General features: G+C 49.5%; 27 protein-coding genes and 3 tRNA genes. 7 read left to right on the forward strand and 23 right to left on the reverse strand.

Going from position 1 to position 24499, the window contains the following annotated elements; all coding sequences use genetic code 11:
• Positions 1–899 precede the first annotated feature (899 nt).
• The 4 genes from queG to I8U19_RS06385 form a co-directional block, all read right to left on the reverse strand.
• Positions 900–2042: a tRNA epoxyqueuosine(34) reductase QueG gene (gene queG / locus I8U19_RS06370; protein ID WP_198055483.1), complete on the reverse strand. Its 1143-nt coding sequence runs from the start codon at positions 2040–2042 to the stop codon at positions 900–902.
• Positions 2043–2115: 73 nt separating this feature from the next.
• Positions 2116–2547, reverse strand: a complete 432-nt coding sequence (rnhA, locus tag I8U19_RS06375) for a ribonuclease HI (RefSeq protein WP_033100869.1) — start codon at positions 2545–2547, stop codon at positions 2116–2118.
• A gap of 3 nt (positions 2548–2550) precedes the next feature.
• A complete protein-coding gene (locus I8U19_RS06380; RefSeq protein WP_198055484.1) occupies positions 2551–4263 on the reverse strand; it encodes an ABC-ATPase domain-containing protein in 1713 nt (570 codons plus the stop codon).
• The gene (locus I8U19_RS06385) at positions 4251–4841 is read right to left on the reverse strand and encodes a uracil-DNA glycosylase (RefSeq protein ID WP_198055485.1); all 591 of its coding nucleotides are present in this window, start codon (positions 4839–4841) and stop codon (positions 4251–4253) included. Before I8U19_RS06385 ends, I8U19_RS06380 begins: the two co-directional genes overlap by 13 nt.
• 157 nt (positions 4842–4998) lie before the next feature.
• On the opposite strand from I8U19_RS06385, the gene I8U19_RS06390 reads away from it, so the two are divergent.
• Positions 4999–5835 carry an HAD family hydrolase gene (locus I8U19_RS06390; protein ID WP_198055486.1) on the forward strand — a complete coding sequence of 279 codons (837 nt, stop codon included), beginning with the start codon at positions 4999–5001 and terminating at the stop codon, positions 5833–5835.
• Positions 5836–6721: 886 nt separating this feature from the next.
• On the opposite strand, the gene I8U19_RS06395 is transcribed toward I8U19_RS06390, so the two are convergent.
• Entirely contained in the window at positions 6722–7003 is a 282-nt protein-coding gene (locus I8U19_RS06395) for a hypothetical protein (protein WP_033100865.1), read from the reverse strand.
• Positions 7004–7276: 273 nt separating this feature from the next.
• Positions 7277–7516 (reverse strand): DUF2249 domain-containing protein, encoded by a 240-nt coding sequence (locus I8U19_RS06400; protein ID WP_198055487.1) that lies wholly within the window; start codon positions 7514–7516, stop codon positions 7277–7279.
• 164 nt (positions 7517–7680) lie between these two features.
• Between I8U19_RS06400 and I8U19_RS06405 the strand changes: the two genes are divergently transcribed.
• The 4 genes from I8U19_RS06405 (at position 7681) to I8U19_RS06420 (ending at position 11098) form a co-directional block, all read left to right on the forward strand.
• Positions 7681–8211, forward strand: a complete 531-nt coding sequence (locus I8U19_RS06405) for a DUF2249 domain-containing protein (RefSeq protein ID WP_198055488.1) — start codon at positions 7681–7683, stop codon at positions 8209–8211.
• Positions 8212–8438: 227 nt separating this feature from the next.
• A complete protein-coding gene (locus tag I8U19_RS06410) occupies positions 8439–9491 on the forward strand; it encodes a hypothetical protein (protein ID WP_198055489.1) in 1053 nt (350 codons plus the stop codon).
• A gap of 17 nt (positions 9492–9508) precedes the next feature.
• Positions 9509–9808: a metal-sulfur cluster assembly factor gene (locus I8U19_RS06415; RefSeq protein ID WP_198055490.1), complete on the forward strand. Its 300-nt coding sequence runs from the start codon at positions 9509–9511 to the stop codon at positions 9806–9808.
• Between the two features lie 516 nt (positions 9809–10324).
• Entirely contained in the window at positions 10325–11098 is a 774-nt protein-coding gene (locus I8U19_RS06420) for a multicopper oxidase domain-containing protein (RefSeq protein ID WP_198055491.1), read from the forward strand.
• A gap of 218 nt (positions 11099–11316) precedes the next feature.
• On the opposite strand, the gene I8U19_RS06425 is transcribed toward I8U19_RS06420, so the two are convergent.
• The 17 genes from I8U19_RS06425 to I8U19_RS06505 all read right to left on the reverse strand — a co-directional run bounded on the left by I8U19_RS06425 (position 11317) and on the right by I8U19_RS06505 (position 22762).
• Positions 11317–11393 (reverse strand) — tRNA-Pro (locus I8U19_RS06425).
• A gap of 37 nt (positions 11394–11430) precedes the next feature.
• A tRNA-Pro gene (locus tag I8U19_RS06430) sits at positions 11431–11507 on the reverse strand.
• Between the two features lie 120 nt (positions 11508–11627).
• A tRNA-Leu gene (locus I8U19_RS06435) sits at positions 11628–11713 on the reverse strand.
• 362 nt (positions 11714–12075) lie between these two features.
• Entirely contained in the window at positions 12076–12264 is a 189-nt protein-coding gene (locus I8U19_RS06440; RefSeq protein WP_033100860.1) for a hypothetical protein, read from the reverse strand.
• 21 nt (positions 12265–12285) lie between these two features.
• A complete protein-coding gene (locus tag I8U19_RS06445; protein ID WP_033100859.1) occupies positions 12286–12603 on the reverse strand; it encodes a hypothetical protein in 318 nt (105 codons plus the stop codon).
• Positions 12604–13145: 542 nt separating this feature from the next.
• The gene (locus I8U19_RS06450) at positions 13146–13538 is read right to left on the reverse strand and encodes a thioesterase family protein (RefSeq protein ID WP_033100858.1); all 393 of its coding nucleotides are present in this window, start codon (positions 13536–13538) and stop codon (positions 13146–13148) included.
• 10 nt (positions 13539–13548) lie between these two features.
• Complete coding sequence (locus tag I8U19_RS06455; RefSeq protein WP_198055492.1) at positions 13549–15048, reverse strand: aldehyde dehydrogenase family protein; 1500 nt, start codon at positions 15046–15048, stop codon at positions 13549–13551.
• 21 nt (positions 15049–15069) lie between these two features.
• Positions 15070–16278 carry a thiolase family protein gene (locus tag I8U19_RS06460; RefSeq protein WP_198055493.1) on the reverse strand — a complete coding sequence of 403 codons (1209 nt, stop codon included), beginning with the start codon at positions 16276–16278 and terminating at the stop codon, positions 15070–15072.
• A 3-nt stretch (positions 16279–16281) separates the two neighbouring features.
• On the reverse strand, positions 16282–17019 hold the full coding sequence (locus tag I8U19_RS06465) for a 3-hydroxyacyl-CoA dehydrogenase family protein (protein ID WP_198055494.1): 738 nt from the start codon (positions 17017–17019) through the stop codon (positions 16282–16284).
• Positions 17009–17884, reverse strand: a complete 876-nt coding sequence (locus I8U19_RS06470; protein ID WP_232330853.1) for a 3-hydroxyacyl-CoA dehydrogenase family protein — start codon at positions 17882–17884, stop codon at positions 17009–17011. The genes I8U19_RS06465 and I8U19_RS06470 overlap by 11 nt, the downstream gene beginning before the upstream one ends.
• Positions 17868–18185: an EthD family reductase gene (locus I8U19_RS06475; protein ID WP_033100853.1), complete on the reverse strand. Its 318-nt coding sequence runs from the start codon at positions 18183–18185 to the stop codon at positions 17868–17870. Before I8U19_RS06475 ends, I8U19_RS06470 begins: the two co-directional genes overlap by 17 nt.
• A gap of 42 nt (positions 18186–18227) precedes the next feature.
• Entirely contained in the window at positions 18228–19550 is a 1323-nt protein-coding gene (locus I8U19_RS06480; RefSeq protein WP_198055495.1) for a phenylacetate--CoA ligase family protein, read from the reverse strand.
• A gap of 14 nt (positions 19551–19564) precedes the next feature.
• Positions 19565–20023, reverse strand: coding sequence for a 1,2-phenylacetyl-CoA epoxidase subunit PaaD (gene paaD, locus I8U19_RS06485; RefSeq protein ID WP_198055496.1), 459 nt, complete (start codon positions 20021–20023; stop codon positions 19565–19567).
• A gap of 21 nt (positions 20024–20044) precedes the next feature.
• Positions 20045–20839, reverse strand: coding sequence for a 1,2-phenylacetyl-CoA epoxidase subunit PaaC (gene paaC, locus I8U19_RS06490; protein WP_052154154.1), 795 nt, complete (start codon positions 20837–20839; stop codon positions 20045–20047).
• A gap of 6 nt (positions 20840–20845) precedes the next feature.
• Entirely contained in the window at positions 20846–21226 is a 381-nt protein-coding gene (locus I8U19_RS06495) for a phenylacetic acid degradation protein (protein WP_198055497.1), read from the reverse strand.
• 12 nt (positions 21227–21238) lie between these two features.
• On the reverse strand, positions 21239–22168 hold the full coding sequence (gene paaA, locus I8U19_RS06500) for a 1,2-phenylacetyl-CoA epoxidase subunit PaaA (RefSeq protein WP_033100850.1): 930 nt from the start codon (positions 22166–22168) through the stop codon (positions 21239–21241).
• Between the two features lie 18 nt (positions 22169–22186).
• Positions 22187–22762, reverse strand: coding sequence for a TetR/AcrR family transcriptional regulator (locus tag I8U19_RS06505; protein WP_232336327.1), 576 nt, complete (start codon positions 22760–22762; stop codon positions 22187–22189).
• A 379-nt stretch (positions 22763–23141) separates the two neighbouring features.
• Here I8U19_RS06505 and I8U19_RS06510 point away from each other — a divergent pair, with 379 nt between their 5' ends.
• Together I8U19_RS06510 and I8U19_RS06515 are read left to right on the forward strand one after the other, a co-directional pair.
• Positions 23142–23336 carry a hypothetical protein gene (locus I8U19_RS06510; protein WP_033100849.1) on the forward strand — a complete coding sequence of 65 codons (195 nt, stop codon included), beginning with the start codon at positions 23142–23144 and terminating at the stop codon, positions 23334–23336.
• A gap of 280 nt (positions 23337–23616) precedes the next feature.
• A complete protein-coding gene (locus I8U19_RS06515; RefSeq protein ID WP_198055498.1) occupies positions 23617–24498 on the forward strand; it encodes a hypothetical protein in 882 nt (293 codons plus the stop codon).
• Position 24499: the final 1 nt, after the last annotated feature.

Genomic DNA, 24499 nt, shown 5'->3' on the forward strand with positions numbered 1-24499 from the left:
ATCGTTCTTGCTCTTGCACAGGTGAATTTTCTTCATGTGACTGCAAGTGCAGCACAGTTATCCCCCAATCTCTGGGACTACTTGGTGATCTCGTCGGGTGGGCTTTTTGCGCATGATCACATATGGAAATTCATCGGATGGTTCAGCATGATTTCTCCGATTTTTTTCTATCTGTACGATCTGACGGGGGTCACAGGAGGCTTTGATACTTTTGTACTTACGCGTATAAAGTCGCGTCAGGGGTGGTGGGGTTCCAAGATCATTTCCACTGCTATTATCGTGATCCTGTATTGTACATGGTATTTGTTTGTCCATTTGATCGTAGGTTTTTTATTTTTCCCGGCAGCTAAAAGTTGGAGCTCTTTTGCTCAATCGTTTTATTTAAAGACATTAAAATTGCAATTCGACCCTCCCATCCTGATGATGTTTATCTTTCTCATCCTTGTTACCGGCATGATCGCCATCTCCATTTTCAGTCAAATGACATCTTTGATTTTCAAAAACTCAGTTTCGTTTCATATCATAATCACAATAATCATTTTAATACTGGGAGTCGGATCTCTCCGAGGCATCTTCCTGAGAGAATTTTCCCCTGTTATGTTTCCGTCATTTTTCGATATGTTTCAGGATGGTATTTTTCATCTATCTGTCTATTGGAATCAATTATTATACAACTTCATTTTCGCATTTGCTTGCTTTATCATCAGTTCGTTTTTGATCCATCGCTATCCTTTTGTATCCAATGATTGATGAAAAACGATCCTCCCTCCTTTTTGAACCCGCCGATTTTGCGCACAATTGAGGGCGGCTTTTATTAAGAAAAAAAGAGCTGCCCCGGCAAACGGGCAGCTTTCATCTTCAAGGGGCAAAATCACGCCGCTTTTTCACATGCTTTTCTTTCAGATGCATTCTTCCGCAAGCATGTCCAATCCTTTATCAATTTCCGCCAATACTTCTTCTTCCTGTTCCTTCTGTTTCGCCTTCAGCAATGCCTGTCTGGCTTCCTCGCCTCCGATTCTCCCCAAAGCCCAGGCGGAAGTGCCGCGAATGACGGGGCGGGGATCCTCGTGCAGAAGGGAAATCAGGTCCGGAATCGCAGTCCGGTCTTTAAAATGAGCCAGGGCAATAATCGCGTTCCGTTGAATCGGTTTTTTGCCCCGCCATGAACCGGACATCGGGCCGAATTTCTCCTTAAACTGGCGATTGCTCATCGTGAGAAGGGGTTTTAAAAGCGGCTTTACCTTCTCGGGATCCGGCCGGAACGCTTCATGATGGTCAAAATGCAGCTTGCGGTTCTTGGGGCAGACCGTTTGACAGGTGTCGCATCCGTACAATCGGTTTCCCAGCTTTGTCCGGTAGGCATCGGGCAGCAAGTCTTTGGTTTGCGTCAAATAAGCAATGCAACTTTTGGCGTTCAACTGCCCCGGCTGGACCAGCGCTCCCGTCGGACAGGCATCCATACAAAGGGTGCAATCACCGCACCCATCAAGAACGGGCTCATCCGGCGGCAGGTAAACGTCGGTCAACATCTCACCCAGATAAACCCAGGAACCGAATTCCTCGGTAATCAACGCTGTATTCTTGCCAACAAAGCCGATTCCGGCCCGTTCAGCGACGGCGCGGTCGGACAGGGCGCCGGTATCGACCATAACCTGCGTCCGGACACCCGGCACCAGCGTTTTTAAATAAGCTTCCAGTTGCATCATTTTCTCGCGCAGCACGACATGATAATCTTCCCCCCAGGAAGCCCGGCAAAAAATCCCGCGGTATGCCCCCGGTTCCGAACGGGGAGGATTTTTTAATTTGGAGGGGTAGGCGAGCGCAATCGCGATCAGCGATTTGACCTGGGGCAATGAGAGTTCGGGGCATACCCTCTTTTCCAAATCCGGTTCTTCAAATCCGGAAGCATAACCTTTTTCCCGGCTTTCCCTGAGCCGCTCCTTCAGTTCAACAAAGGGGTCAGCGCTGGCAAAACCGATCTTGTCAATTCCGATCTCCCTGGCTTTTTCGATCAATTTTTGCTTCAATTGGTCGGGTCTCACCTGTACCACCTCCTTATTTTTGATCGAACATCCAACATTCCATCATAACACCAATCGGTCGGTTTGCATACCCTCATCTGGGAACAGCAGCCCGGGCCAATTCATCACAACGATTATTTAATTCCACGTCGCTGTGCCCTTTCACCTTAATAAACTCAACCTCGTGCTGTTTCATCAGTTCGAGCAGCCGCTGCCACAGGTCTTTGTTTTCGACCGGCTTTTTACTGGCGGTCACCCAGCCGTTTTTTTGCCATTTAACATGCCATTTTTGCTTGAAACAATTGACGATATAGGCACTGTCGGAGTGTACCTTCACCCGGCACGGTTTTTTCAGGGCTTCCAAGGCCCGGATCACGGCTGTCAGCTCCATGCGATTGTTCGTGGTCTCCCGTTCCCCGCCGGAAATTTCCTTGCGGCGCGACCCATGCAACAAAATGGCTGCCCAGCCACCGGGGCCCGGATTGTACGAACACGCACCGTCGGTATACACGATCACTTCATCCATTCACTATTCTCCTCTCACTTCGAGCGAACGCAAGCGATTGACCGCACCCGCCACTTCCAGCTTGCGCGGCAAGGCCAAATCACCCGGGTGATGCCCGCGTCGATACGGGGAAATCGCATCAAAGCCCTGTTGCTTCAACTCGGCAAACACCTCATCAATCAGTTCGCGCAAACTTTTGCTCCCGTCCACTTTCTCTCCCAGCACGCGCAAGATCTGGGCGATCGCTCTCGTCTGGCTGGGATCGACCAATTGTTCCAATGCAGAAAGATCAATGCGGCCGGTGCCCAACTGGATCGTATCAAGGCCCAAGGCATCTGCTTTTTCCTTTCTTCCCTTATGGGCATCAAATCCTTCCGCCAGCGGAAACCGGGGCGTCACCTCACCAAAAGATTCCCCGCCTTCCCGTTTACGCGCAAGCTGATAAGACCGGGCGATGTCCTTTGCTTCTTCGGTTACATCACAGGGGGTATAGTGATCCATCATGATCACATGGTCGGCGACATCAAAGTAATCACCTGATCCACCCAGGACCAGAATCGTCGAAACTCCCTTTTCTTCATACAGCTGGCGCACTTTGTCGATAAAGGGAGTGATCGGCTCTTTTCCTTTGCTGACCAACGCCTGCATTCGGGCATCGCGAATCATGAAGTTGGTGGCACTGGTATCCTCATCCATCAACAGGCAGGAGCAACCCATCTCCAAACTTTCCATGATATTGGCCGCCTGCGAAGTGCTTCCGCTCGCATCGTCTGTAGAAAAACGCTCCGTCGCTCTCCCAAAAGGCAACCGGCTGATAAACGGGGAGATATTCACTTTTTCCACCCGCCGCCCGTCTTCGGAGCGAATCTTGACGGCATCGGGAACGGTGAGCACATATTCCCGCCCGTCTCCCTCGATATGGTGATAAACCCCCCGTTCAATGGCTTTTAAGAGGGTGCTCTTCCCATGATAACCACCCCCGACAATCAACGTAACCCCTCGCGGAATGGCCATCCCCGTGATCGGGGCACCATGCGGCACGGCAATCGACACTTTAAAGGAAGGCGGGGTTCTGAACGGAATCACCGACTCGCCTCTGAGCGGCTGGTCATTGATGCCGCTTTTTCGCGGCAGGATTGAACCGTCGGCCACAAATGAAACCCAGCCGTTCCTGTCCATCTCCTCCCGGATGGCCTGCTGGTTGTCGACCAGTTGCATTCTGGCTTCAATGGAGCGGAAATCCGCTTCCCGCAGGATACACGTTTCATCCACCAGTTGCGGCAGATCCTCAAGAAGCATTTGCCGGGCCTGCTTTCCCAGCACGGTTCGGCCCCGAGCCGGCAACCCGACGGAAAGGCGCACCTCGAGATGATCAGCAGTAACCACCGCGGCCGCGCGTTTCAATATCTGCTGGCCCGGACGGTCAATCGCAATCAGCCCGCTTTTCCCCGTCCCTGTTGTCCGGCGGGAAAAACGTCCGATGCGCTCCGCCCATTTTCGCACCCACCAGTCTTCCAGCGCTGTCTGCCGCAAGGCGTTTTTCAGCCATTCCGGACGGTGTTTCGTGATCCGCTGCGATACTCTGATCCGGATGCGCGAAGGCGAAGCGAACGGATCCCCCTGAACGTGGTCAATAAACAGGGTGAATTTCCCAAAGCGGTATTCTCCCTGAATATCCTTATATGCCTTGTATCCTTTTCCATCAATTCGTGTCAAAATCTGACTCAATCTTTCCATCTGGCTGGCCCTCCTCCTCTCTCTTGTGTCAGCACCATCCGGTACGCGTCGCGAATCTGCTTGAAATCTTCCCATGCTTCCCGTTTCGCAGCCGGATTGCGCAACAGATAAGCCGGATGAAAGGTGGGCATAAAGCGAACCCCTTTTTTCTCCACCCATTTCCCCCTGACTCTGGTGATGCGCGCCCTGGGATCGATGAGGGCACGGGTAGGCGCCGATCCCAAAGTGACAATGATTTTGGGGCGAATCACCAGAAATTGCTGGCGCAAAATCTGAATACAAGTGGCCATTTCCTCATCATGCGGTGTTCGGTTGCCCGGCGGGCGGCATTTCACAATGTTGGTGATATAAATTTCCTCCCGCGGAATCTCCGCCGCCTGCAAAATCTTATTTAACAGCTGCCCGGCCCGTCCGACAAAGGGGCGCCCCTGCCGGTCTTCATCCGCCCCGGGCCCTTCCCCGACAATCATCAGCGGAGAATGGGGATTTCCCTCTCCGATTACCACTTGCGTCCGGCGGGTATGTAAAGGACACATCCGGCAATTCCGATACCGTTGAAAGATCATTTGTAAATCCATGCTACTCTTCCCCTAAGCAAATTTTCCCCTATATGAAACTGAAAAATTATGATATACTTCTTGGAATCATATCACTTTGCCATAATTGAACAAAACCTCAACTCCCGCTTCATCCGAATTCGCTATACTTGCATTGCAAAGGAGTTGATCAGAACTTATGAAATCATTGTTTTACCCCTTTCTCGTATCTGATCTGGATGGCACCCTTCTCAATGATTCGAAAGAAATCTCGGCTGAAAATAGAGACAGCATTGCTCTGTTCCGCGAAAATGGCGGGATCTTTACACTGGCTACCGGGCGCAGTTACAAAGAAAGCATAAAATTCATCGAACAGTTGCAGCTGACTTGTCCCGTCATTTTGTATAACGGAGCGATGATCTACGACCCGGCAACCGGACAATTGAATCCGGTCTGTTTGATCTCCCGTTCGCTTATGCTATCTATTCTAAAGGATTTGGAGCAAAAATTGCCCTCATCGGTTGATATTTTTGTCTACGGTACGGATAAAATCTACGGCACTCAGGTCGGGGAACTGACCAAAGCCTGGAGCGATGCCGATTTTTCCCTTGAGCTGCTCCCCTCTTTCGCTTCTCTTCCCGACGATGTGGTTTGTGTCAAATTGGTCGCGGTTGCAGACACGGAAGAGATGAAAGAACTGGTTCAATGGTCCCGGGCGAACAGCCATCTGCCGATCGACTGCGTTTTGTCCGCGGATCATTATTTCGAAATTCTTCCAGCCGGAGCTTCCAAAGGGAATGCGTTACTGAAAGTGTTAAAAACCCTCGGGCTTTCTCCAAGCCAGGCGGCGGCCGTCGGGGACCATTTAAATGACCTTTCAATGTTCCGGATTGCCGGTTTGCCCGCTGCCGTAAAAAACGCCCACCCTCAGGCGCAAAACCATGCGCAGCTGATCCTCCCTTCCAATAACGACAACGCGGTGGCGCATTTGATTCAAAATCATTTATTGCCAACACTTTCCCAAACATCAAACTGAATGGAAAAGGAGACCTGTTGCCGGGTCTCCTTTAGACTTGTATCCGGATTGTTCTCACTTGGATCTTCAAGCGGAACCGGTTATCTCAAAATAAAAAGTGAAAAATTCTGCCCTTTTCTGTTTTTTTGTTTTCTCATTTGCTATATTAGCAGTAAGGTGCTGCAAGAAGATCCCTGCCATCATTTGCGAACACCGGAAGCTTCGAAACAGATCGAAGGGATGTTCGGAAACGCCAAAGGTCGCAAAAACAAAGGGGAATCAGACTTTTTGAATGGAGAAGATCCTGTCAAAACGGTCCGAAACCCGGATGAATCAGAAAGGTGTTCGGAAAATCACGTACAAACTCAATAATCAGAAAGGATCTCATGAACGCCGCATCAATGAATACACCTCTAGCAAGAGGATTGAAACCCGTAAAATTCCCGACATAATACTGCTCTCTCCCAATGGCATCAATGAATACACCTCTAGCAAGAGGATTGAAACCAGGAAATAACGATCAGCGGAACTGAATATCCCGGCGGCATCAATGAATACACCTCGGGCAAGAAGATTGAAACATCTTGCGGAAACGGCCGTGATCGGGGCTCGTTGAATCAATTTACGTATGAGCAAACAATCCATATGCTCTGTCGATTTATTTTCACACCCCGGATGAAAACGAATTTAAGATGATCACAACTTTATGATCAGACTTCTAGGGGGGGATTTACCAGCCACGGCATTGGATGAATGGTTTATCAACAAGAATGAATTTTCTAGAATTTTCATCAATATTTCGTACACGTCACTACTGGTCTGCAAGAGGGGAATATTTCCGCCTGGTCGATCGGGCGAATTTCCCGGCGGAAAATTTAAGCGATCCTCTTTGGATTCCCATTCACAATTAAATTTTAAACACAAGCAAACTCGTATCAAAAATCGCTTCCATCTCATAAATTTCATATTGGCTTAATTGCAGCAATGAACACGGTTTCAGCCTGAACCGCTGATTATATACACTAAACATGATCTCCCCGCGAATCAAAAAAATAATTGCATCAGAGTTTAAATAATGACGGGGAATGGTTTCACCTGATTTTAACCGAATATTTATGACCTCTCCTTTGTTAAAATCTAAAACCTTCATTTTTCCAGAATGATTTTCTTCGATCCTGACCATTTGCATTGTTTCAACCCTCCCAAACTATAAAAAGATCGCACTCCAACTCATTGAATAATCAGGTAATGTCATACATTAAAAAAACTCCCACAAACGGAAAATCTCCCTGATCACTTTACTCCCGTACTCCCAGGTTTCTATAGCCAATATAAGCCCGGCAAACGAGTATATATGTGATCATTTTCACATACAGAAGTTTGTTCACACAAAATCCACAGTTTGAACCTAGCCAAAAAAAGTTCATCTGAAAAGGATATCCTTTTCAGATGAACTTCAGGATTAACCTTTCTTGCTGATCGCTACACGCCAAACCTCAGGTCCTTCCTCCAAGTATTCCCATCCAAAACCGTCCGGCCTTTCCATTTGAAATTGGTAATACAGGGGTTTTGGGTCATGATCATTCAATAACAACATTGTCTCCCCTGATTTCAAACTATCAAATGTTTCAAAAATGACACGATGCTTGTCCCGCGGCGGGTATTCTCTGGCATCAACTGTTGCTTTAAAACTTTCGCTCATTCCATTCACTCCTTTTCATAAATTTTGATTCAATCTTAAATTACCTTTCTAAAAAATTTCTGTGATATTTAACACTTTCACTGAAAAAAATCAGATGTGATCTTGGTCACAAAATTTTCCCAAATCATTGCGTTATAGTATAGGCAAAAGGAGGGGAATGAGAAATGAACCAGAAAGAACTACGATCCATCGAACTGGACGTCCGCGAGGACTTGAGAAAAAAAATAGAGCCCTTTAAAAAAATTATGGATGCTGTTCAATCCCTAAAGGATGGAGATCGCCTGATTTTGCATACAACTTTTAAACCGGTTCCATTGATTCGCATTTTAAAATTAAAAGGATATGCCTGCGAAACAACAAAAAAAGAGGCAGATCATTGGATTTGCATTTTTTATAAGAACAAAGAAGGACGGGAATCTCCTGCCAACGAAAACATCTCTGCTGACAGCACCAACCCGGAACCAAAAATCCACCGGCTTGACAATCGCGGCCTGATTCCGCCAGAACCCATGGTTCGAACGCTGAATCAACTGGAAAAAGCCAAACCGGGCGATCAGGTTGTAATATGGAATGATCGGGTACCCGTTTATTTGCTGGAGGAATTGGATAGTCTTGGCTATTCCTATAAAATCGATCAAAAAGATGATGGCTCTGCTGAAGTTACGATTTACAAATCACATTCCAACGGGAAGTGAAACATTTTATGAATACAACTGTCGGTCCTGCAAACCTGCAATCTCAGAGCCATGCATCATCTCTTAAGCTCCCTTTGCTCTTTATCATTACGGGTATTCTTGAAATGGTCGTCTTTTGCCTGCTTTCACTTGTATCACTTTCCGATATAAATTTTACGGCTCCCAGGTATCCGTCGGGCTGGGCCTTTACGCACCTTTTTGTACTCGGCTGGTCCTCAATGGTGGCAATGGGAGCAGTCTATCAGCTGGTTCCGGTTGTCGTTAATCGATCGCTCTTTAGCAAATGGATGGGTTTTATTCACTACTGTTTGTTTATGATCGGCCATCTGGGGCTGATCCTCGGTTTTTCACGATTTAATCCGAATTGGATCGCCTGTTTTGCCGTAATACTTTTCCTTTCAATCTTGCTCTTCGCCGTAAATGTTGTCATCACACTGGTTTCTGCAAAGCAATGGAACACGGTTACAATTCATGTTCTTTGTGCGTCCATCAGTTTGATGTTGACGGGATTTACCGGAATGCTTATGGGCTATGATTTTGCAAACGGACAATTGGGAGTGAACCATAATCATCTGCTGTTGACCCATATTTGGCTTGGTGCTGTCGGATGGTTTGGAAACCTGATCATGGGATTCACCTATAAGTTGTTACCGATGTTTTCCATTTCTCACAACTACCCCGTAAAAGCACAAAAAACCGCCTTGGTTCTCCTTAACCTCGCAATCCTTCTGGGAACGGGGAGCGCATTGGGCGGCCTCGATAATCTCTTTCTGAGATTTCCTGTCGTTTTGCTCGCGTTGGCTTTCCTGTCCTTTGTTTATGCCACGTATCAGATCCGTCAATCCGGAATCAAAAAAAATCCGGGAGCCGGAGTCGCCTTTACCGTAAAGATCAATGCCCTCATGGCTCTATATCTTCTCTTATTGGCCGGGGCTGTTTTCTTCATTCCGGGGCAGGAAATCTTCATCATGAGTATCTGGATCAGCTTATGGGGTTGGGTTTATTTCACGATCATCGGATACCTGTCCAAAATCGTACCGTTCTTATGGTGGACATTTAAATATGGCTCTCATGTAGGGAAAGAAAAAGTTCCCCTGCTTCACCAGATGATTGATGAAAAACGTGTGCGTTGGGGACTTAACGGGGTCGCTTGCTCATTTTTGGCAACCACACTGGGAATGGCTGTCTCTTCATCGTTTCTTTTTAATGGGGGTTTCATTCTGTTTTTGTTATTCAGTCTGTTTTATATCTTGTTAATCGGATTGGTATTTAAAAACTGATTGGGGATGTATCAAGAATGAATGTAACCAAAGAAGAGATTATTGAACGGCTCAAAGATGTGTATGATCCGGAATTGGGGATTAACGTCGTCGACCTTGGATTAATCTACGATGTTGATATCAAGGACAATCAGGTGTTTATCAAAATGACCCTCACTACTCCTGGCTGCCCGCTTCATGACACGCTCTCGAACGGTGTCAAAACGGCATTGAGTTTGCATCCGGCGATTCAATCCGTTGAGGTCGAAGTTGTTTGGGATCCACCATGGACTCCTGAAAAGATTTCACCCGAAGCCAAAAAATCATTGGGATTTTAAAAGTGACAAATTAATCAGAACCTTTTTCATGTACACCTGTACCCACCGGTTGTTGCAACCAATCTCTCTTCAAAACAGTGCCAAGCAAAAGCACCAAACGCAGCGGAGAGAAAGAACATCCGTCTGGATAAAGTCTTGCCACCCCTGACGTTTGGTGCTGGAGGTGCTGGAGCCTTTTCCTGACTCAGTATGTGATTTGTATCATAATGAGATGATTTCAACCTCCTTAAAATATAGTATGTATTAATAATAAACAATTGATGTTAAAGCAATATGATCATCATTTCACATACACGAATGAGATAAACCAGTTTGAAGAAGGGAATAAAGATGCGAAAAAAATATATTTTGGCATTAGGTGTTGTGGCAACAGTCCTGACACTTTTATTACTATATTTTTTCCCATTAAATACCGAAGAGCCGACTAATCCTTCGAACCAGACAATAAGATACGCGAAAAAAACAGAAAAATATTCACATCCGATCAAACCTGTTATTCATCGAAAAGGCCATAATGTGTATATCCAAATGACCGCTCAGGTTACAAAACTGAAAATCGCCCCAGGTATAATTCATCAGGCCTGGACATTTAACGGAACGGTTCCGGGCCCAATTTTAAAGGTAAATCAGGGGGATACACTTCACATATCATTTAAAAACCTGGACCCCAATATGCCTCATTCTGTCGATTTTCATGCTGTCAATGCCTCACCTTCCAAAAACTTTGCCAATGTACTGCCGAATAAGTCAGGCGAATTTGTCTATACAACGGATACACCCGGAATTTTCATGTATCACTGTGACACTGAACCGGTGTTGGAACATGTGGCAAACGGGATGTTTGGAATGATTATCGTAAAACCGAAATCCGGTTACCCGACAGATAATCAAGTGGATCGCACGTTCACCTTGATACAGAGCGAATGGTATGATGAATCAAATTCTAATTCCCTGCAAAACGGAACTCCGCAAGCTGTTGTGTTTAACGGAAAAGATTTCAGCATGCAAAAACCTCTTGCAGCCAGAAACGGGGAACGAATCCGTTTGGAAATTGTGAATGCCGGTCCCAATCATTTTTCAGCTTTTCATGTCATCGGTGCAGTCTTCGACCGTGTCTACCTAAACGGAAACCCCGCTGACATGCTCCATGGGCAACAAACCGTGACCATTCCCCCCGGTGGGAGCGCAATCGTCGAATTTGTTGTCAAGGAAAAGGGAGATTACCCCATCATTTCCCATTCACTAATGGACATGCAAAAAGGAGCCAAAATAATCCTCCATGCAGAATAACCGGAAGCACATCGTTGTGACATAGCCCAACGTTCATAACACCATGTTTCCGGAACTCTTTTGGCTACTGATCAGGCTGACACACCAATCCATCATTGGATGGAAGCTGGTTTCGTTGATGATTCCGAAAAGGCGATCCAAACAAAAAAAGGTTGTTGACCTTGATTGCCAACAACCTTTGGGAGACCTCCGAGCCGGGTCTCCTTCATTTATCTATGTGGTCGGGATGACAGGATTTGAACCTGCGACCCCCTGGTCCCAAACCAGGTGCTCTACCAAGCTGAGCCACATCCCGTTATATGGATTTAAAAAGCGAATAGGTGAATTGAAAATGGTCGGGACGACAGGATTTGAACCTGCGACCCCCTGGTCCCAAACCAGGTGCTCTACCAAGCTGAGCCACGTCCCGGCAAAATACAAAAACAATCATTTTCAGAAACAAGATATAATTTAACATGGAGAAATCGTGTTGTCAACAAGAAAATTTTTATGAAAATTAAAAACCAGGGATCGTTCTCCCTGGTTTTACTGGTGCCGAAGGTGGGACTCGAACCCACACTCCTTTTGGGAACACGATTTTGAGTCGTGCGCGTCTGCCAATTCCGCCACTTCGGCATATCCTCATATTTCTTATCGACAAAAAACATTATACGAAGGATCCACTGCCGTGTCAACCGAAAATTGAGATTCGCAATATTCGGCAAAAAAAACACCTTTCTCCGGTACCTGCTGAAAGCCGGTTTCCCGCTCATCGCCGTGTTTGCCGAACCCTTTTGCGATCAAATCCAAAAAATGACACCCTTACTTCGATCGCTTCCACCACCAAGTAAGGGTGTTTTATGTCAAGTTGGCACGGCGGGTTTCAGGAATCAGGCATTTTGCAGAACCCGCCACGGTTCCGCCTTCATAACGGACCAACCAATGTGATGATAATTAATCAGGAGGGGTTAATCAGAAGTTGATTCGGCCCGCTCCGGTCACTTTAAGCGTTCCTGAATCATTTTTTCGATTCGGCCAAACCTCTCATCGATGCTGCTGATCCTTCTTTGAATCTCCTCCGCGATGCTCATATGTCTTGTGATCATCTGTGACATGTCTTCATTCTTGTGTTCACGTCGAGCCGTCGAAATCGTGTATGGGGAGTAATAAGGATATCCATAATACATTTTTTCTCAACCTCCTTTCGTTCAGGAGCAGCTGTCCATCCAGTGGGAACTGCCGGAGGAGCTGCTGTCCATCCAATGCGAACTGCTGGAAGAGCTGTCCCAGTGACACCAGTCATGATAGTGATGGCGGTGATGATGATGGCCGAGCATATGTTTCAAGAGCTTCGTGGCACATTTGCTGTGGTGATAGGCTTCGTGCAAATGATGATAATCTATCATTTTATGATGATGTTTGGGATAGTGATGTTTTTTGTGATGTTTGGGATGGTGAAAGATCGGATACATCGGGGGCATCGGCATCGGCATCATTGGATAAACCGGAGGTTTCATTCGTTCCATACGCTTCACTCCTTGTTAAGCTGGGATACACGATTATAATATGACCGTTTATCCAAATCGCAACTGGGCAATTTGCCTTAATTTTCCCATTGCCGGCAACACTTGTTTGAGATGTCTGCTCATTCTCTTCATCCTCAAAAGCACCCAAAAAACTGAAAAAGATACTAGTCCAATTTCAATAAAAAATAGGAGAACGCACTTCCACTGTTTCACCCGTGAAATAAGATATATTGAATTTGTTTCTGGAGGTGAGAAATATGAGTTATGGTTATGGTTTTGGATTTGGCTGGAGAAGGCTGTTAATCTTCCTGCTGGTGATTGCGACCATTTTCGTCTTCGTCGCCGGCGGATTTGGTTTCTAAGTTAGAGGCACCGGTTCTTTTTCCAGCAACGCCGGTGTTCACAGAGGCGAAGCAGAAGCTTGCCGGCCAAATTTATAAAGAAGACAAGCAAACCTCTTCATCAACCATTCATCCTCTTGGGGTTGAATGGTTATTTTTATTCTCAATGAAAAAACCGGGGGACCATCACTCCCCCGGTTTTTATTTCATCCGTTCAATATTTTCCTTCAGTTTATCCTTCGGCAGGATGATTTGCACAAACTCACTTTCCCCGACAACGGCGCGGTCATGCCTGGCGATCACATCACAGACCACTTTTTGTTCCGTCACTTCTTTCACGGTGGCAGTAATGGTGACTTGCTTGCCAATCGGGGCCGGAGCGCGGTGTTTTACCTCAATGTACGCTCCCACTCCTTCTTCACCCTCCTGCAAAAAAGGCAAGATCACCTTTCGCCCCGCCCATTCCATATAATAGACAAGCGATACCGTGGATAACACGGGATGAACCATCTGTCCCCCGAAGGAGGCGACCATATCTTCGGTTACGGTAATCGTAATCTCTTCCTGGTATCCCGGCGACAGTCCTGCTTTCATCTCGCTCCTCCTACACACCGAACGGATTGAGCGGTTTTGGCCCTACATAGGAGAGGACACTTTTCGTCTCCATATACAATTCCAGCGATTCGATGGCCAGTTCACGGCCGAACCCGGATTGTTTGTAACCGCCAAACGGCAGGCCCGGGAAAGCGGAGAACGGATTATTGATCATCACCACGCCGGCTTTCAGCTGGGAGGCAACCCGATGCGCCCGTCCGAAGTCACGGGTCCATACGGCCGCAGCGAGACCGTACATCGTTTCGTTTGCCAGCTTTACCACTTCTTTTTCATCTTTAAACTTGATCACAACGACAACCGGACCGAAAATCTCCTCTTGAGCCACCCGCATGTCATTGGTTGCATCGACGATCACCGTCGGCATATACCAGTAACCTTTGGCAAACTCCTCCCCTTCCGGACGCTTGCCGCCATAGAGAACCCGGGCGCCTTCTTTTTCCGCCAATTTGACATATGAATCGATTGTATCCCATTGCCCTTGGGAAATAACTGCTCCGACGTGAGTCTCTTCGTTAAACGGATCGCCCAATTTCAATTTTTTGGTCTGTTCCACAAATTTCTCAATAAAGGCATCGTAGATATCCTCGTGAACAAACAGGCGGGAGCGAGCTTCGCAGGATTGGCCGGTATTATAGTAAATTCCGTAGACAGAGCCGTTCACCGCCGCTTCCAGATCAGCATCGGCAAAGACGATATTCGGCGATTTCCCGCCGAGCTCCAGAGTGACGCGCTTCAAGGTGTCGGAAGCCTTGGCCATGATATCTTTCCCGGTCGTCGTTTCCCCGGTAAAGGCCACTTTGTCAACTCCCGGGTGTTCGACCAGGTAGGAACCGACATCGGCGCCGCTCCCGGTAATCACATTGATCACGCCGGCAGGAACTCCCGCTTCATGGCAAATGTCCGCGAGTACGAGTGCAGTGAGCGGGGTTAAACTGGCCGGTTTCAAAATGAGGGTACAACCTGCGGCCAGGGCCGGGGCCACTTTCCAGGCCGTCATCATAAGCGGATAGTTCCACGGAACGATTTGCGCACAAACCCCGACCGGCTCTTTCACCGAATAGTGAAAGAAACCATTGGGAACGGGTTTTGTATGTCCCTGAATCGTGGTAACCGCACCGGCATACAGTTCAAAATCCTCAATGGCCTGCATCACTTGTCCTTTGGCGGCAGACAACGCTTTTCCGCTGTTGAGCACTTCGAGTTCAACCAAATCATTGAAGCGCTGCCGCATGATCGACGCGATTTTGTTTAAAATCTGTCCGCGGCGGGAAGCGGGCCAGCGTGCCCATTTGCTGTTGGAAAGCGCATCGCGCGCGGATTGCACCGCCCGGTCCACATCGGCGCGGGTCGCTTTGACCACTTGTGCAATCGCTTCTCCGTTTGCGGGATTATAGACGGTAAAATATTCACCCGACTCACTGGGCACATGTTCGCCGCCGATCAACAGGTCGTATTTTTCCTTAAGAAGCGCTACTTTTTCCTTTAACATGCCTGATCCTCTCCTTTTGGTTTAGCTGTCAATCCGTTCGATCAGGGTGGCGATTCCCTGGCCGACGCCAATGCACATCGTAGCCAGGCCAAACCGTCCCTGCCGCTTTTCCAATTCATGCACCAGCGTCGTCAAAATACGTGCACCGCTGGCTCCGAGCGGGTGGCCCAAGGCAATTGCTCCACCGTTTACATTCACCCTGTCCGGATCAAGACCCAACTCGGAAATGCAAGCCAAGGACTGTGCGGCAAATGCTTCGTTTAACTCGACCAAATCGAGATCGGACACGCTGATCCCCGCCCGTTTCAGCACTTTGCGGGTGGCTCCGACCGGGCCTATGCCCATATAAAGCGGATTGGTTCCCTCGACGGCAAACGCGACAACCTTTGCCATCGGTTTCAGACCGAGCCTTTCCGCCACGTCCCGGGCCATTAAAAGAAGCGCGGAAGCACCGTCATTGATCCCGGAAGCATTTCCGGCCGTCACGGTTCCCCCCTGGCGAAAAGCGGGGCGTAACTGCGATAATTTTTCCAATGTCGTTTGCGGCCGGGGATGCTCATCCCGCGCAAATGCGACGGTTGCCCCTCCCGGTTCGGTTACCTCAATCGCGACGATTTCATCGGCAAATTTGCCCTCTTCCCATGCCGCACGGGCTTTTTGCTGGCTGCCGAGCGCAAACCGGTCTTGTTCTTCCCGCGAGATCCCGTATTTTTCAGCGACATTTTCGGCTGTCTCACCCATGCTGACCGGATCGTACATCGCCGCCAGTTTCGGGTTGACAAAGCGCCAGCCGAGGGTTGTATCGACCAGCGTCTGATTCCCGCGGGCCAACCCCGTCTCCGGCTTCAGCATCACCAACGGGGCGCGGCTCATATTTTCCACGCCGCCGGCAATCATGGCATCGCCGGCTCCAAAAGCGATCGCAGCCACGGCCTGATTGACCGCCTCCAGACCGGAACCGCACAAACGGTTGACGGTGACCCCGCCGGCCTCCAGCGGCAAACCGGCAAGCAATGCAGCCATGCGCGCCACATTTCGATTATCTTCTCCCGCCTGGTTGGCACATCCGAGCAGAACATCTTCGACCAGTGAAGGGGGCAAACCAGGATTGCGATCAAGCAGCGCCTTGATGACATGGGCGGCCAGATCATCCGCACGCGTTCTGCTCAAACTTCCGAGATAACGGCCGATCGGCGTGCGGACGGCATCGACAATCACCACTTCGCGCATCGTTCACCCTCCCAGCTTGGCATCCTGATAGTGATAAAAACCTCTTCCTGCCGCAATCCCCACATAACCAGCATAGATCATCTTCTTCAGCAACGGTGCAGGACGGTAGCGATCGTCGCCCCATTCGCGCTGCATTCCCTCCAACACGGCGGCAATTTGCTCAATTCCGACCCGATCCGCCCATTCCAAAGGGCCAAAAGGAAAGTTGGTTCCCTTTTTCATGGCCGTATCGATCTCTTCTTTGCTGGAAATCCCTTCACTCAAGGCAAAAGCAGCTTCATTAACCAGGAGCGAAAGAATCCGCGGGAAGACCAGGCCGGGTTGATCACCGACCCGCTCCACCTGTTTGCCCCAGGACTCCGCCAGCCGAAGATGTTGATCCCAACCTTTTATCTCTTCCGCTTGCAGAGGGCAGGCGACTTCCAGCACGGGAAACTGCTCCAGTCCGAGAGGTGAGAAGCCGACGACCCGTTCCGGCACGGACAGCCAGGAAGCGATTTCGGTCGCCGTTCGGTGGAGCGTCGAGGTGTAGATCGGCGTTTGCGGCGAAATCCGCGCTTCGGCCAGCTGCAACTGCTGCCTCTTTTGCCCGTCCACTCCCGGGTTCACATCCACAACCGCACAAACATCGTGATCCGCCAGTTGTTCCAGCGTCAGAGGCGCAAAGCCGCGTTCCCGCAAAAAACGGCAAACCGCGGTGAACAAGCTTCCTTTTCCCAAGACCGCTATATTACGACTCATACGAATAGTGCCCCTTTCCGGTTTTGCGCCCCAGCGCTCCGCTCTCCACCATTCGCTGCTGGACAAAATGCGGGCGGAAGCGGGGATCGTGAAAATATCCTTCGTAAACGGAAACGGAAGCGGCATAATTGATGTCGATGCCGATCAAATCCTGAAGCTCAAACGGGCCCATTTTAAATCCGGCCGAACGGATGATGCGATCCACCTGCGCTTTACCGGCCGTTCCTTCCTGCACGATCCGGTACGCTTCCGTATGAAACGGCCGGGCCACGCGATTGACCAGAAATCCCGGCACATCCTTCACTTTGACCGGTTCTTTTCCCAGCGTCCTGATCCATTCGCTCACGGCTTCCACCAACGCGGGCGATGTGGCCATGCCGGCGACCACTTCCACCAAGGCCATCCGCGGCACGGGATTGAAGAAATGAAGACCGAGCACCCGCTCCGGCCGGGTCGTTTTGGCGGCAATTCCCGTAATCGACAGAGAAGAAGTATTGGAGGCCAGAATCGTATCCGGGGAGGTGCATGCATCCAGATCCTTGAAGACCTCCTGCTTCACCGCGAGATTTTCGACAACGGCCTCAATCACGAGATCCACCTGATCCAGATTGTTGATGGCCGGTACATAACGAATCCGCCCGAGGATCTCCTCCCGCTCACGCGCGGCCATCTTCCCCTTCTCCACTCGTCGGAGCAAGCGCTTGTCCATCTTTTGCAGGGCATCATTAAAGAGGTCTTGCGACAGTTCCACCACCTGAACCGAAAATCCGTTTCCGGCCAGAACTTCGACAATCCCCATTCCCATCGTCCCGGCCCCGATCACGGCCGGCCGCTGAATCCGCAGACCTTCACTTTTCATTGCCATCCAGCTCTTCACCGATCATCATCGTGACCAATTTGCCGGCAAACGACATCACATCTTTGGCGGCCGCTTTTCCTTCCGGCGATCCCATCGCCCGCATCAGGGTTTCCTTATCGTCAAAAAACATTTCCGCTTTGAGGTAAAAAGGAGCCTCCGTTCCCATCGGGGTCTCACTGAAACGGGTAACCGTCACTTTTTTCAGCCCCGGCATTTTGCCCGCAAGCGGAAGATGGATATTGAAATAGTGGTCATCAAACGCTTGTTTATCCTCCGGCTGTTTGTACAAGGCAACCAATTTCACCATGGATCTCATCCTCCCCTTATTTTTGCGTAATGCAATCAGTGCTCATGAACCGGCTGTCATGCGGCGGTCGATGATGCGAACCGCTTTTCCTTCGCTGCGCGGAATGGATTTTGGCGCATGGATTTTTACGAGTATACTAAGCCCCAGCAGATCCTTGATCTCGGACGCAAGCTCTTTTGTCAGCGCTTTTAATTTTTCGTGAGCGGCATTTCGTCCAAGCTGCTGCCACACAGCTTCCGTCACTTCCACCTCAACAGTCAGCTCGTCCAGCCTTCCTCTCTTTTCAATGATCAATTGATAATGCGGGGCAAGGTGGGACTTCCTCATGAGCACGGGTTCAATTTCCATCGGATAAACATTGACTCCGCGGATAATCAGCATATCGTCAATGCGCCCTTTTACCCGGGACATCCGCGCATGGGTCCGGCCGCAGCGGCACGGTTCCCGCACGACTACCGCCAAATCCCCGGTACGGTAGCGCAGAAGCGGAATCGCTTCCTTGGTCAGGCTGGTGAACACCAGCTCGCCGATCTCCCCGTCCGGCTTTCTCTCTCCCGTTTCCGGATCAATCACCTCCACCAGAAAATGATCTTCGGCGATATGCAAACCATCTTTTGCTTGCCAGCATTCAATCGCCACTCCCGGGCCGGTCAGTTCGGACAGGCCGTAAATATCGACGGCATGAATGCCCCATAAGTCTTCCAGTTTTTCACGCATCGCCTCCGACCACGGCTCCGCTCCGAAAATTCCGTATTCGAGCGAAGTTTCCCGGGGATCTTCTCCCATTTCCGCCAATGTCTCGCCCAGACTGAGGATGAAAGAAGGAGTGCCCGCAATTCCCCGGGGTTTGAGGTCGCAAATCATGCTTAACTGCCGCAGGCGATTGCCGCCCGAAGCCGGGATCACGGTTTGCCCCAGTCGTTCCGCACCTTGATGCAGCCCCAGTCCTCCCGTAAACAATCCGTAGCCATACGCATTATGAAAAATGTCTCCCTCTTTCCCGCCGGCAGCGACGATCGCCCTGGCACAGACATCGGCCCAACTTTGCAGATCTCGCCTCGTATACCCGACAACCGTCGGTTTTCCCTTTGTCCCGGATGAAGCGTGGAGCCGTTTCACTTCCTCCATTCCGACCGCGAATAAACCCGCCGGGTAATGGTCACGCAAATCCTTTTTGGTGGTAAACGGCAACCGGGGCAAATCGTCCAGCCCGCGAAAACAATCAGGTGAAAGTTTGCGCTCATCCAGCTGCTTCCGGTAAAACGGCACATGATGATAAACCCTGGTCACGATCTCACGCAAACGCTTCTCCTGTAACCGTTCCAGTTCGGTCCGCTCCATTGCCTCAAATTCGGATTGAAACATCTCCCTCACCCCCGTCACACCTTTTTCATCCCTTCAAACGGCTGATGACAGCGTTTGCAATAATAGATGGCACGGCAGGCGGTAGGTCCGAACAGATTGATCACGTCGGCACCGGCCTGTCCACAATAGGGGCAAGGCGGGGGCTCAGCAGGGCCTTCCACAGGCGGGGCGATCCCGAACTGCTTCAGTTTCTGCTTACCCTCATCCGTAATCCGGTCACTCGTCCACGGCGGGTCAAAGAGAAACGTCACTTGCACTTCGCGCACTATTCCGCCTTTCAAGAGCCGCTGTTCCACCTGCTTGCGAATGAGATCAAGCGCCGGGCATCCGACAAAGGTCGGCAGCATTTCCACCTCGACGGTCCCATCGCTTACCTTCACCCGGTTAACCATCCCCATATCGACAACGCTCACCGTCGGAATCTCCGGGTCCGTCACTTCTTTCAGCGCATCCCAAACTTCCGTCTCCGTCACGCTCTCCCCTCCCTTGCAGCCTCACCATCTCGCGTTGGAGTCGATGGCATACACTTCACAGAGCGTGTCCAGCAGGGGCTGCAGGTCGGAACTGTGTTCACCCCTTCGGCCGCTTCTGGAGGAAGAGGGGATTTCTCCCGGCCATTCGAATCCGATTGATAAGAGCGCATCACGTACCTGCTCTTCCCAGCGGCGGCGAACTTCACTGCCGGAGAGAGAAATGATGCCAAATTCCAACAATTCTTTTTCATAAGGGCCAAAATCGAATAAATCCCCAAGATCCGGCCACACTTTCAGCAGCGCCTCTTCCATCCTCTCCCTTGCTTGTCCGCCGGCACTTCCCAAGCGGGAAAACAACGTCTTCATATGCAACAAATGATAGTACTCTTCCCGCCGGATTTTTTGTGTGCCCTGCCTGAGGGGAGCATAGCTGGAACTTTCCATCGACTGCAGCCTCAGATCATCAAACAGGTCATAAAAATAGTGACGCAGAATCGAGTAAGCCCAATCCCCGTTCGGCCGCTCCAGGAGAATCGCGTTACGGCGCAAGTGCTGATCGCGGCTGAACGCCAGCCGGTCGGGATCCCCCTCCCCCAGTTGATGAAGCAGGTCAAAATAAAAGACGGCATGTCCCACTTCATCCTGAGCAATCGAACTGAACGCCACATCCCCTTCAATATCCGGGCAAAGCCCAAGCCATTCGGAATCACGATGCCCGAGCGTCAATTCATCATCTGCCAGACAGGCAAGCCAGTATTTCAGGGCCGTTTCAAACTTTTGCCCGTCCGTTATCCTTGTGTCCTGTTCCATTTTCATCCGCTTTCACCCCCGTTCTGCCCTTCTTTCCCGTTTACTTTCCTGGTTTCTCCCTTCGACATAAGCCACGATCTCTTCCAGGGTAATCGCCTTCTCTTTGAACATCCGCCACAAGCGGCCATTCTCTGTATAACCGGCGACCTCGCGATATTTGCGATCCATTTCCCTGCTCAAAAAACCGGACTCACCGGTCGCTTCGGTCACTTGTTTACTTGGAACCACCCAGATGCTGACCGCCGGATCCCGGCGCATAAAATTCTCGCGCGCCAGAATCAGTGCAACATCGGGCGAAGGAGCCAGCAAACTTCCCACATGGACTTGAGGTTCTTGATGCGAGCGCCGGAGAAAAACTTCATACTCTTCATACTGCCAAGTTTTTCCAGTCATTATCTGCCCTCCTTATCCCGCCGGCAAATGGGATCTGGCCATCGCTTCTCTCACCCAGCGCTGTTCCTCGTGTGCGGATCGCCTCAGCTCCATTCTTTCCCTGGATTTCGGCCCCCGGTTCTCCCGGACAATCCGGCCGAACTTGTCCCAATCCGGTTCAGAGTAAACCCATGCCTTCCGTTCACGATCATAGCGGAGCTGTTCATCGGGAATGGTGAGGCCAAGCGATTGAATCCGCGGAACGTATTTGTCCAAAAATTTCTGACGAAGCTCCTCGTTCGTTTTCGTGCGTATCCGGTAATACAACATGCGTTCGGCTGCCGGGGTCACCTCTTTGGGCCCGAAGAAAAAGAGCAATGATTCCCACCAGTAATTGAGTGCTTCTTGTAGCATTTGCCGTTGCTGTTTCGTTCCCATCGCCAATGCCAGAATAATATTTTCACCGTGCTGCATGTGAAAGCTCTCCTCGGCACAAATCCGCTTCAACACACGGGCATAAGGCGCATAAGAAGTTTCCAGCAACGCCGCCTGGTTGATGATCGCGGCTCCGTCGACAAGCCACCCGATCACCCCGGCATCCGCCCAGGTACGCGCTTCCATATGAAAAACATTATGAAATTTCACTTTCCCTGTATAAATGTCTGCTATGAGATCTTCACGCGTTTTGCCCAAGGGCGCAGCCAAATCTTCCACCACGCGCAGGAGCAACTGGCCATGCCCCATTTCATCCTGGACTTTGGCCATGATGGCCAGTTTACGCCGCAGCGTCGGCGCTTTTGGCACCCATTCCTTTTCCGGATACGCCCCCATGATCTCGCTCACCGCATGCATATGGATCAGTTTGATCAACAGCTTTCTGTATTCATCCGGCATCCAGTCGGTCGCTTCCACCTTCCCGCCGCGGCGGATGCGCTCCACGAACTCCTCGGTCCGGTGATCCATCCTTTTTCTCCCCCTTTTTTACGCCTGAAAGCCGATGAGAATCATCTCCACAAACCGGTCGGCAACCTCATCCGCCTTCAGTTTCCCTCCCGGGCGATACCATTGGTAAGTCCAGTTGGCCACCGACAATACGAGCAGACGGGCCAATTTTTCATCCAATTGCTTAAATTCCCCGGACTTGATCCCCTCTTCCAAAATGGCTGCCCACAAGCGCTCATAACTATCGCGCTTTTTTCGAATTTGCTCATACCGGTCACCGGTCAGCGCTTTCCATTCATGAAAAAACACGGTGGCTGCTTCCAGATTTGCCTCGATCACATGCATATGCGCCTTGACCGCTTCCCGCAGTTTTTGCGAGGCAGTCTTCCCGCTCTTCACAATCGGCTCAAGGGAGCCCAAAAACGCTTCCGCCCCCCGGTCTGTAATCTCAAACAGCAAATCTTCCTTGGTATTGATATGAGCGTATAAACTGCCTGACAGAATTCCGCAGGCCTCAGAAATATCGCGAATGGTAGTGCCATGATACCCTTTTTGGCTGAAAAGCCGGCAGGCAATGGCTAAAATCTCTTCTCTCCGTCCAACTCTGGCCATCATCCAATTCCTTTCTCCAACTTCTGCAAAGACAATCTCAAAAACAAGCGCTTGTTTGTTTTTATCTTAATAGAATTTTCGAATATTTGTCAAGGCTACTTTTATATCTTTCATAAATGCTATTTTATTTGAATAAGAAAAAAGCATCTCCTCCCAGCCAACCCGAAGATGAAAGCCTCAGCAAATTCAGATCTTCATGCTTTTTTCGCTGAATAAGCAGATGACCATCCTGAGGATGCTCTTCCCTGACACATTCAGTATGCGGTTAATTCCCGCAGCAAATCCCCATCCTTTCACGTTTCGTTAACAGGAAAACGAATGTAAATATCAAAATATAACAGTAATTACAACATTAGCCGGCAAACGGAAGGTGGGCTGAGACGTGTTTTTCAGGCGGAAGCAGTCAGAGTTGGTGGAAGATGCTTTTATCTCATTTCATTTCTGGTTAACCATAGAGGAAATTGAGCAATTGGAGGCGATTGCCCGGCAACATCAATTGGACCCGGCCGCGGTGGTACAGCGAATTGTCAAGGATACCCTGAAAGAATGGAGAGAACATCCAAGCGAGGAAAATTAGATTAATAAATTTGCATTTTACATGAATATTAAGTCAAATGATTCCAAAATTCAGAAGATAAAAGCAAGCGCTTGGTCAAATAACCAAGCGCTTTTTTCTGTGCCCCTCTGACATAAGTAACAGAAACTAATTTTATAATTATATGAAAACATTCACCTAAATTACTTTTATTATGTTACTATTAATATACAGAACTGTTTTCGAGGAGCGTGTAATCCCGGATTTCACCCAGAAGGCTGTTCGGTTTTGTCATCATTTTCAGAGAAAGGATGACACCGCTATGTTACACCCTTCCAATCAACATGATGAACTGCTTCACCGGCTTAAACAACATCCCCGCTTTCACCAGATTCTGTATAACAAGGCGTTTGTCAACAAAGAGATTCAAGTGACCGAATGGACATGCTGCCGTCATTTTGACGATCAACTGGACAAAGAGACACTGATTCGGCAGATTTCCAGGCAAAAAGCTCGCAGCGGGCGGATTCCGGGCCAATTGCCGAAAGATTTGCAAATCGTCCTTGATTTTCACGCTTTCCGCCGCTGGAATGAACGGATCAGCCCATGCACGGACATACATCTTTTGCGCTCAAGAATGATTCAACTGTTACATCTGGGCCGGGTTCAACTTTCACCCAAAGGCTGGGGCCTGATTGACCAGGATATCCTGTTCGGCTACAAGATCAGCGATCGATCTTTAATCATCCAAACCTTTATCGGACGCATTTCACTCATTCCCGCACTCGCCAACTACAAAGCCGTACTCCGCTTTAATGCTTCACAAAACGATCGCCTCAACCTATACATCCCCGCCAACCTGTTAAAACATCAACATTTGCCGCTTCTCCCGCGGGAGGTTGTCAAATTTGCCGGAACGCGCAATCAATATCAGTTGGAGGAATACCGATATCGCCGGAAAGACAGTTCTCTCGGTTCAATATTTGCATTGACAGTCAACCAAGGGACGCAGGTTTCCCTCATCCTCATCGACCCGCTGCAACCCCCGAAACAAAAGTTGTACCGCAGCGTTCTCTACTTATTGCTGTTGAAAGGATACCAGGATTTTGTTTTGGAGCATATTCTGATATACAAAGCAGCGAAACTGCAAAAACTGCTGGCCAAACAGGATGCTCCCTCTTCTTTGTTAAAGAGAATCATTTGAT

Source organism: Thermoactinomyces sp. CICC 10523, assembly GCF_016055105.1.
Classification (GTDB): Bacteria; Bacillota; Bacilli; order Thermoactinomycetales; family Thermoactinomycetaceae; genus Thermoactinomyces_A; species Thermoactinomyces_A daqus.

Excerpts from the sequence above, each read along its gene's own strand:
- I8U19_RS06400 (WP_198055487.1), bottom strand. The coding sequence starts at position 7,516 with ATGAGCGAAAGTTTTAAAGCAACAGTTGATGCCAGAGAATACCCGCCG.
- I8U19_RS06440 (WP_033100860.1), bottom strand. The coding sequence starts at position 12,264 with ATGTATTATGGATATCCTTATTACTCCCCATACACGATTTCGACGGCT.
- I8U19_RS06465 (WP_198055494.1), bottom strand. The coding sequence starts at position 17,019 with ATGAGTCGTAATATAGCGGTCTTGGGAAAAGGAAGCTTGTTCACCGCG.
- I8U19_RS06405 (WP_198055488.1), top strand. The coding sequence starts at position 7,681 with ATGAACCAGAAAGAACTACGATCCATCGAACTGGACGTCCGCGAGGAC.
- I8U19_RS06470 (WP_232330853.1), bottom strand. The coding sequence starts at position 17,884 with ATGGCAATGAAAAGTGAAGGTCTGCGGATTCAGCGGCCGGCCGTGATC.
- rnhA (WP_033100869.1), bottom strand. The coding sequence starts at position 2,547 with ATGGATGAAGTGATCGTGTATACCGACGGTGCGTGTTCGTACAATCCG.
- paaC (WP_052154154.1), bottom strand. The coding sequence starts at position 20,839 with ATGAAAATGGAACAGGACACAAGGATAACGGACGGGCAAAAGTTTGAA.
- I8U19_RS06445 (WP_033100859.1), bottom strand. The coding sequence starts at position 12,603 with ATGGAACGAATGAAACCTCCGGTTTATCCAATGATGCCGATGCCGATG.
- I8U19_RS06455 (WP_198055492.1), bottom strand. The coding sequence starts at position 15,048 with ATGTTAAAGGAAAAAGTAGCGCTTCTTAAGGAAAAATACGACCTGTTG.
- I8U19_RS06495 (WP_198055497.1), bottom strand. The coding sequence starts at position 21,226 with ATGACTGGAAAAACTTGGCAGTATGAAGAGTATGAAGTTTTTCTCCGG.
- I8U19_RS06380 (WP_198055484.1), bottom strand. The coding sequence starts at position 4,263 with ATGGAAAGATTGAGTCAGATTTTGACACGAATTGATGGAAAAGGATAC.
- I8U19_RS06385 (WP_198055485.1), bottom strand. The coding sequence starts at position 4,841 with ATGGATTTACAAATGATCTTTCAACGGTATCGGAATTGCCGGATGTGT.
- I8U19_RS06415 (WP_198055490.1), top strand. The coding sequence starts at position 9,509 with ATGAATGTAACCAAAGAAGAGATTATTGAACGGCTCAAAGATGTGTAT.
- I8U19_RS06395 (WP_033100865.1), bottom strand. The coding sequence starts at position 7,003 with ATGCAAATGGTCAGGATCGAAGAAAATCATTCTGGAAAAATGAAGGTT.
- I8U19_RS06475 (WP_033100853.1), bottom strand. The coding sequence starts at position 18,185 with ATGGTGAAATTGGTTGCCTTGTACAAACAGCCGGAGGATAAACAAGCG.
- I8U19_RS06480 (WP_198055495.1), bottom strand. The coding sequence starts at position 19,550 with ATGTTTCAATCCGAATTTGAGGCAATGGAGCGGACCGAACTGGAACGG.
- I8U19_RS06505 (WP_232336327.1), bottom strand. The coding sequence starts at position 22,762 with ATGATGGCCAGAGTTGGACGGAGAGAAGAGATTTTAGCCATTGCCTGC.
- I8U19_RS06460 (WP_198055493.1), bottom strand. The coding sequence starts at position 16,278 with ATGCGCGAAGTGGTGATTGTCGATGCCGTCCGCACGCCGATCGGCCGT.
- I8U19_RS06515 (WP_198055498.1), top strand. The coding sequence starts at position 23,617 with ATGTTACACCCTTCCAATCAACATGATGAACTGCTTCACCGGCTTAAA.
- paaA (WP_033100850.1), bottom strand. The coding sequence starts at position 22,168 with ATGGATCACCGGACCGAGGAGTTCGTGGAGCGCATCCGCCGCGGCGGG.
- I8U19_RS06390 (WP_198055486.1), top strand. The coding sequence starts at position 4,999 with ATGAAATCATTGTTTTACCCCTTTCTCGTATCTGATCTGGATGGCACC.
- I8U19_RS06410 (WP_198055489.1), top strand. The coding sequence starts at position 8,439 with ATGGGAGCAGTCTATCAGCTGGTTCCGGTTGTCGTTAATCGATCGCTC.
- I8U19_RS06450 (WP_033100858.1), bottom strand. The coding sequence starts at position 13,538 with ATGAAAGCAGGACTGTCGCCGGGATACCAGGAAGAGATTACGATTACC.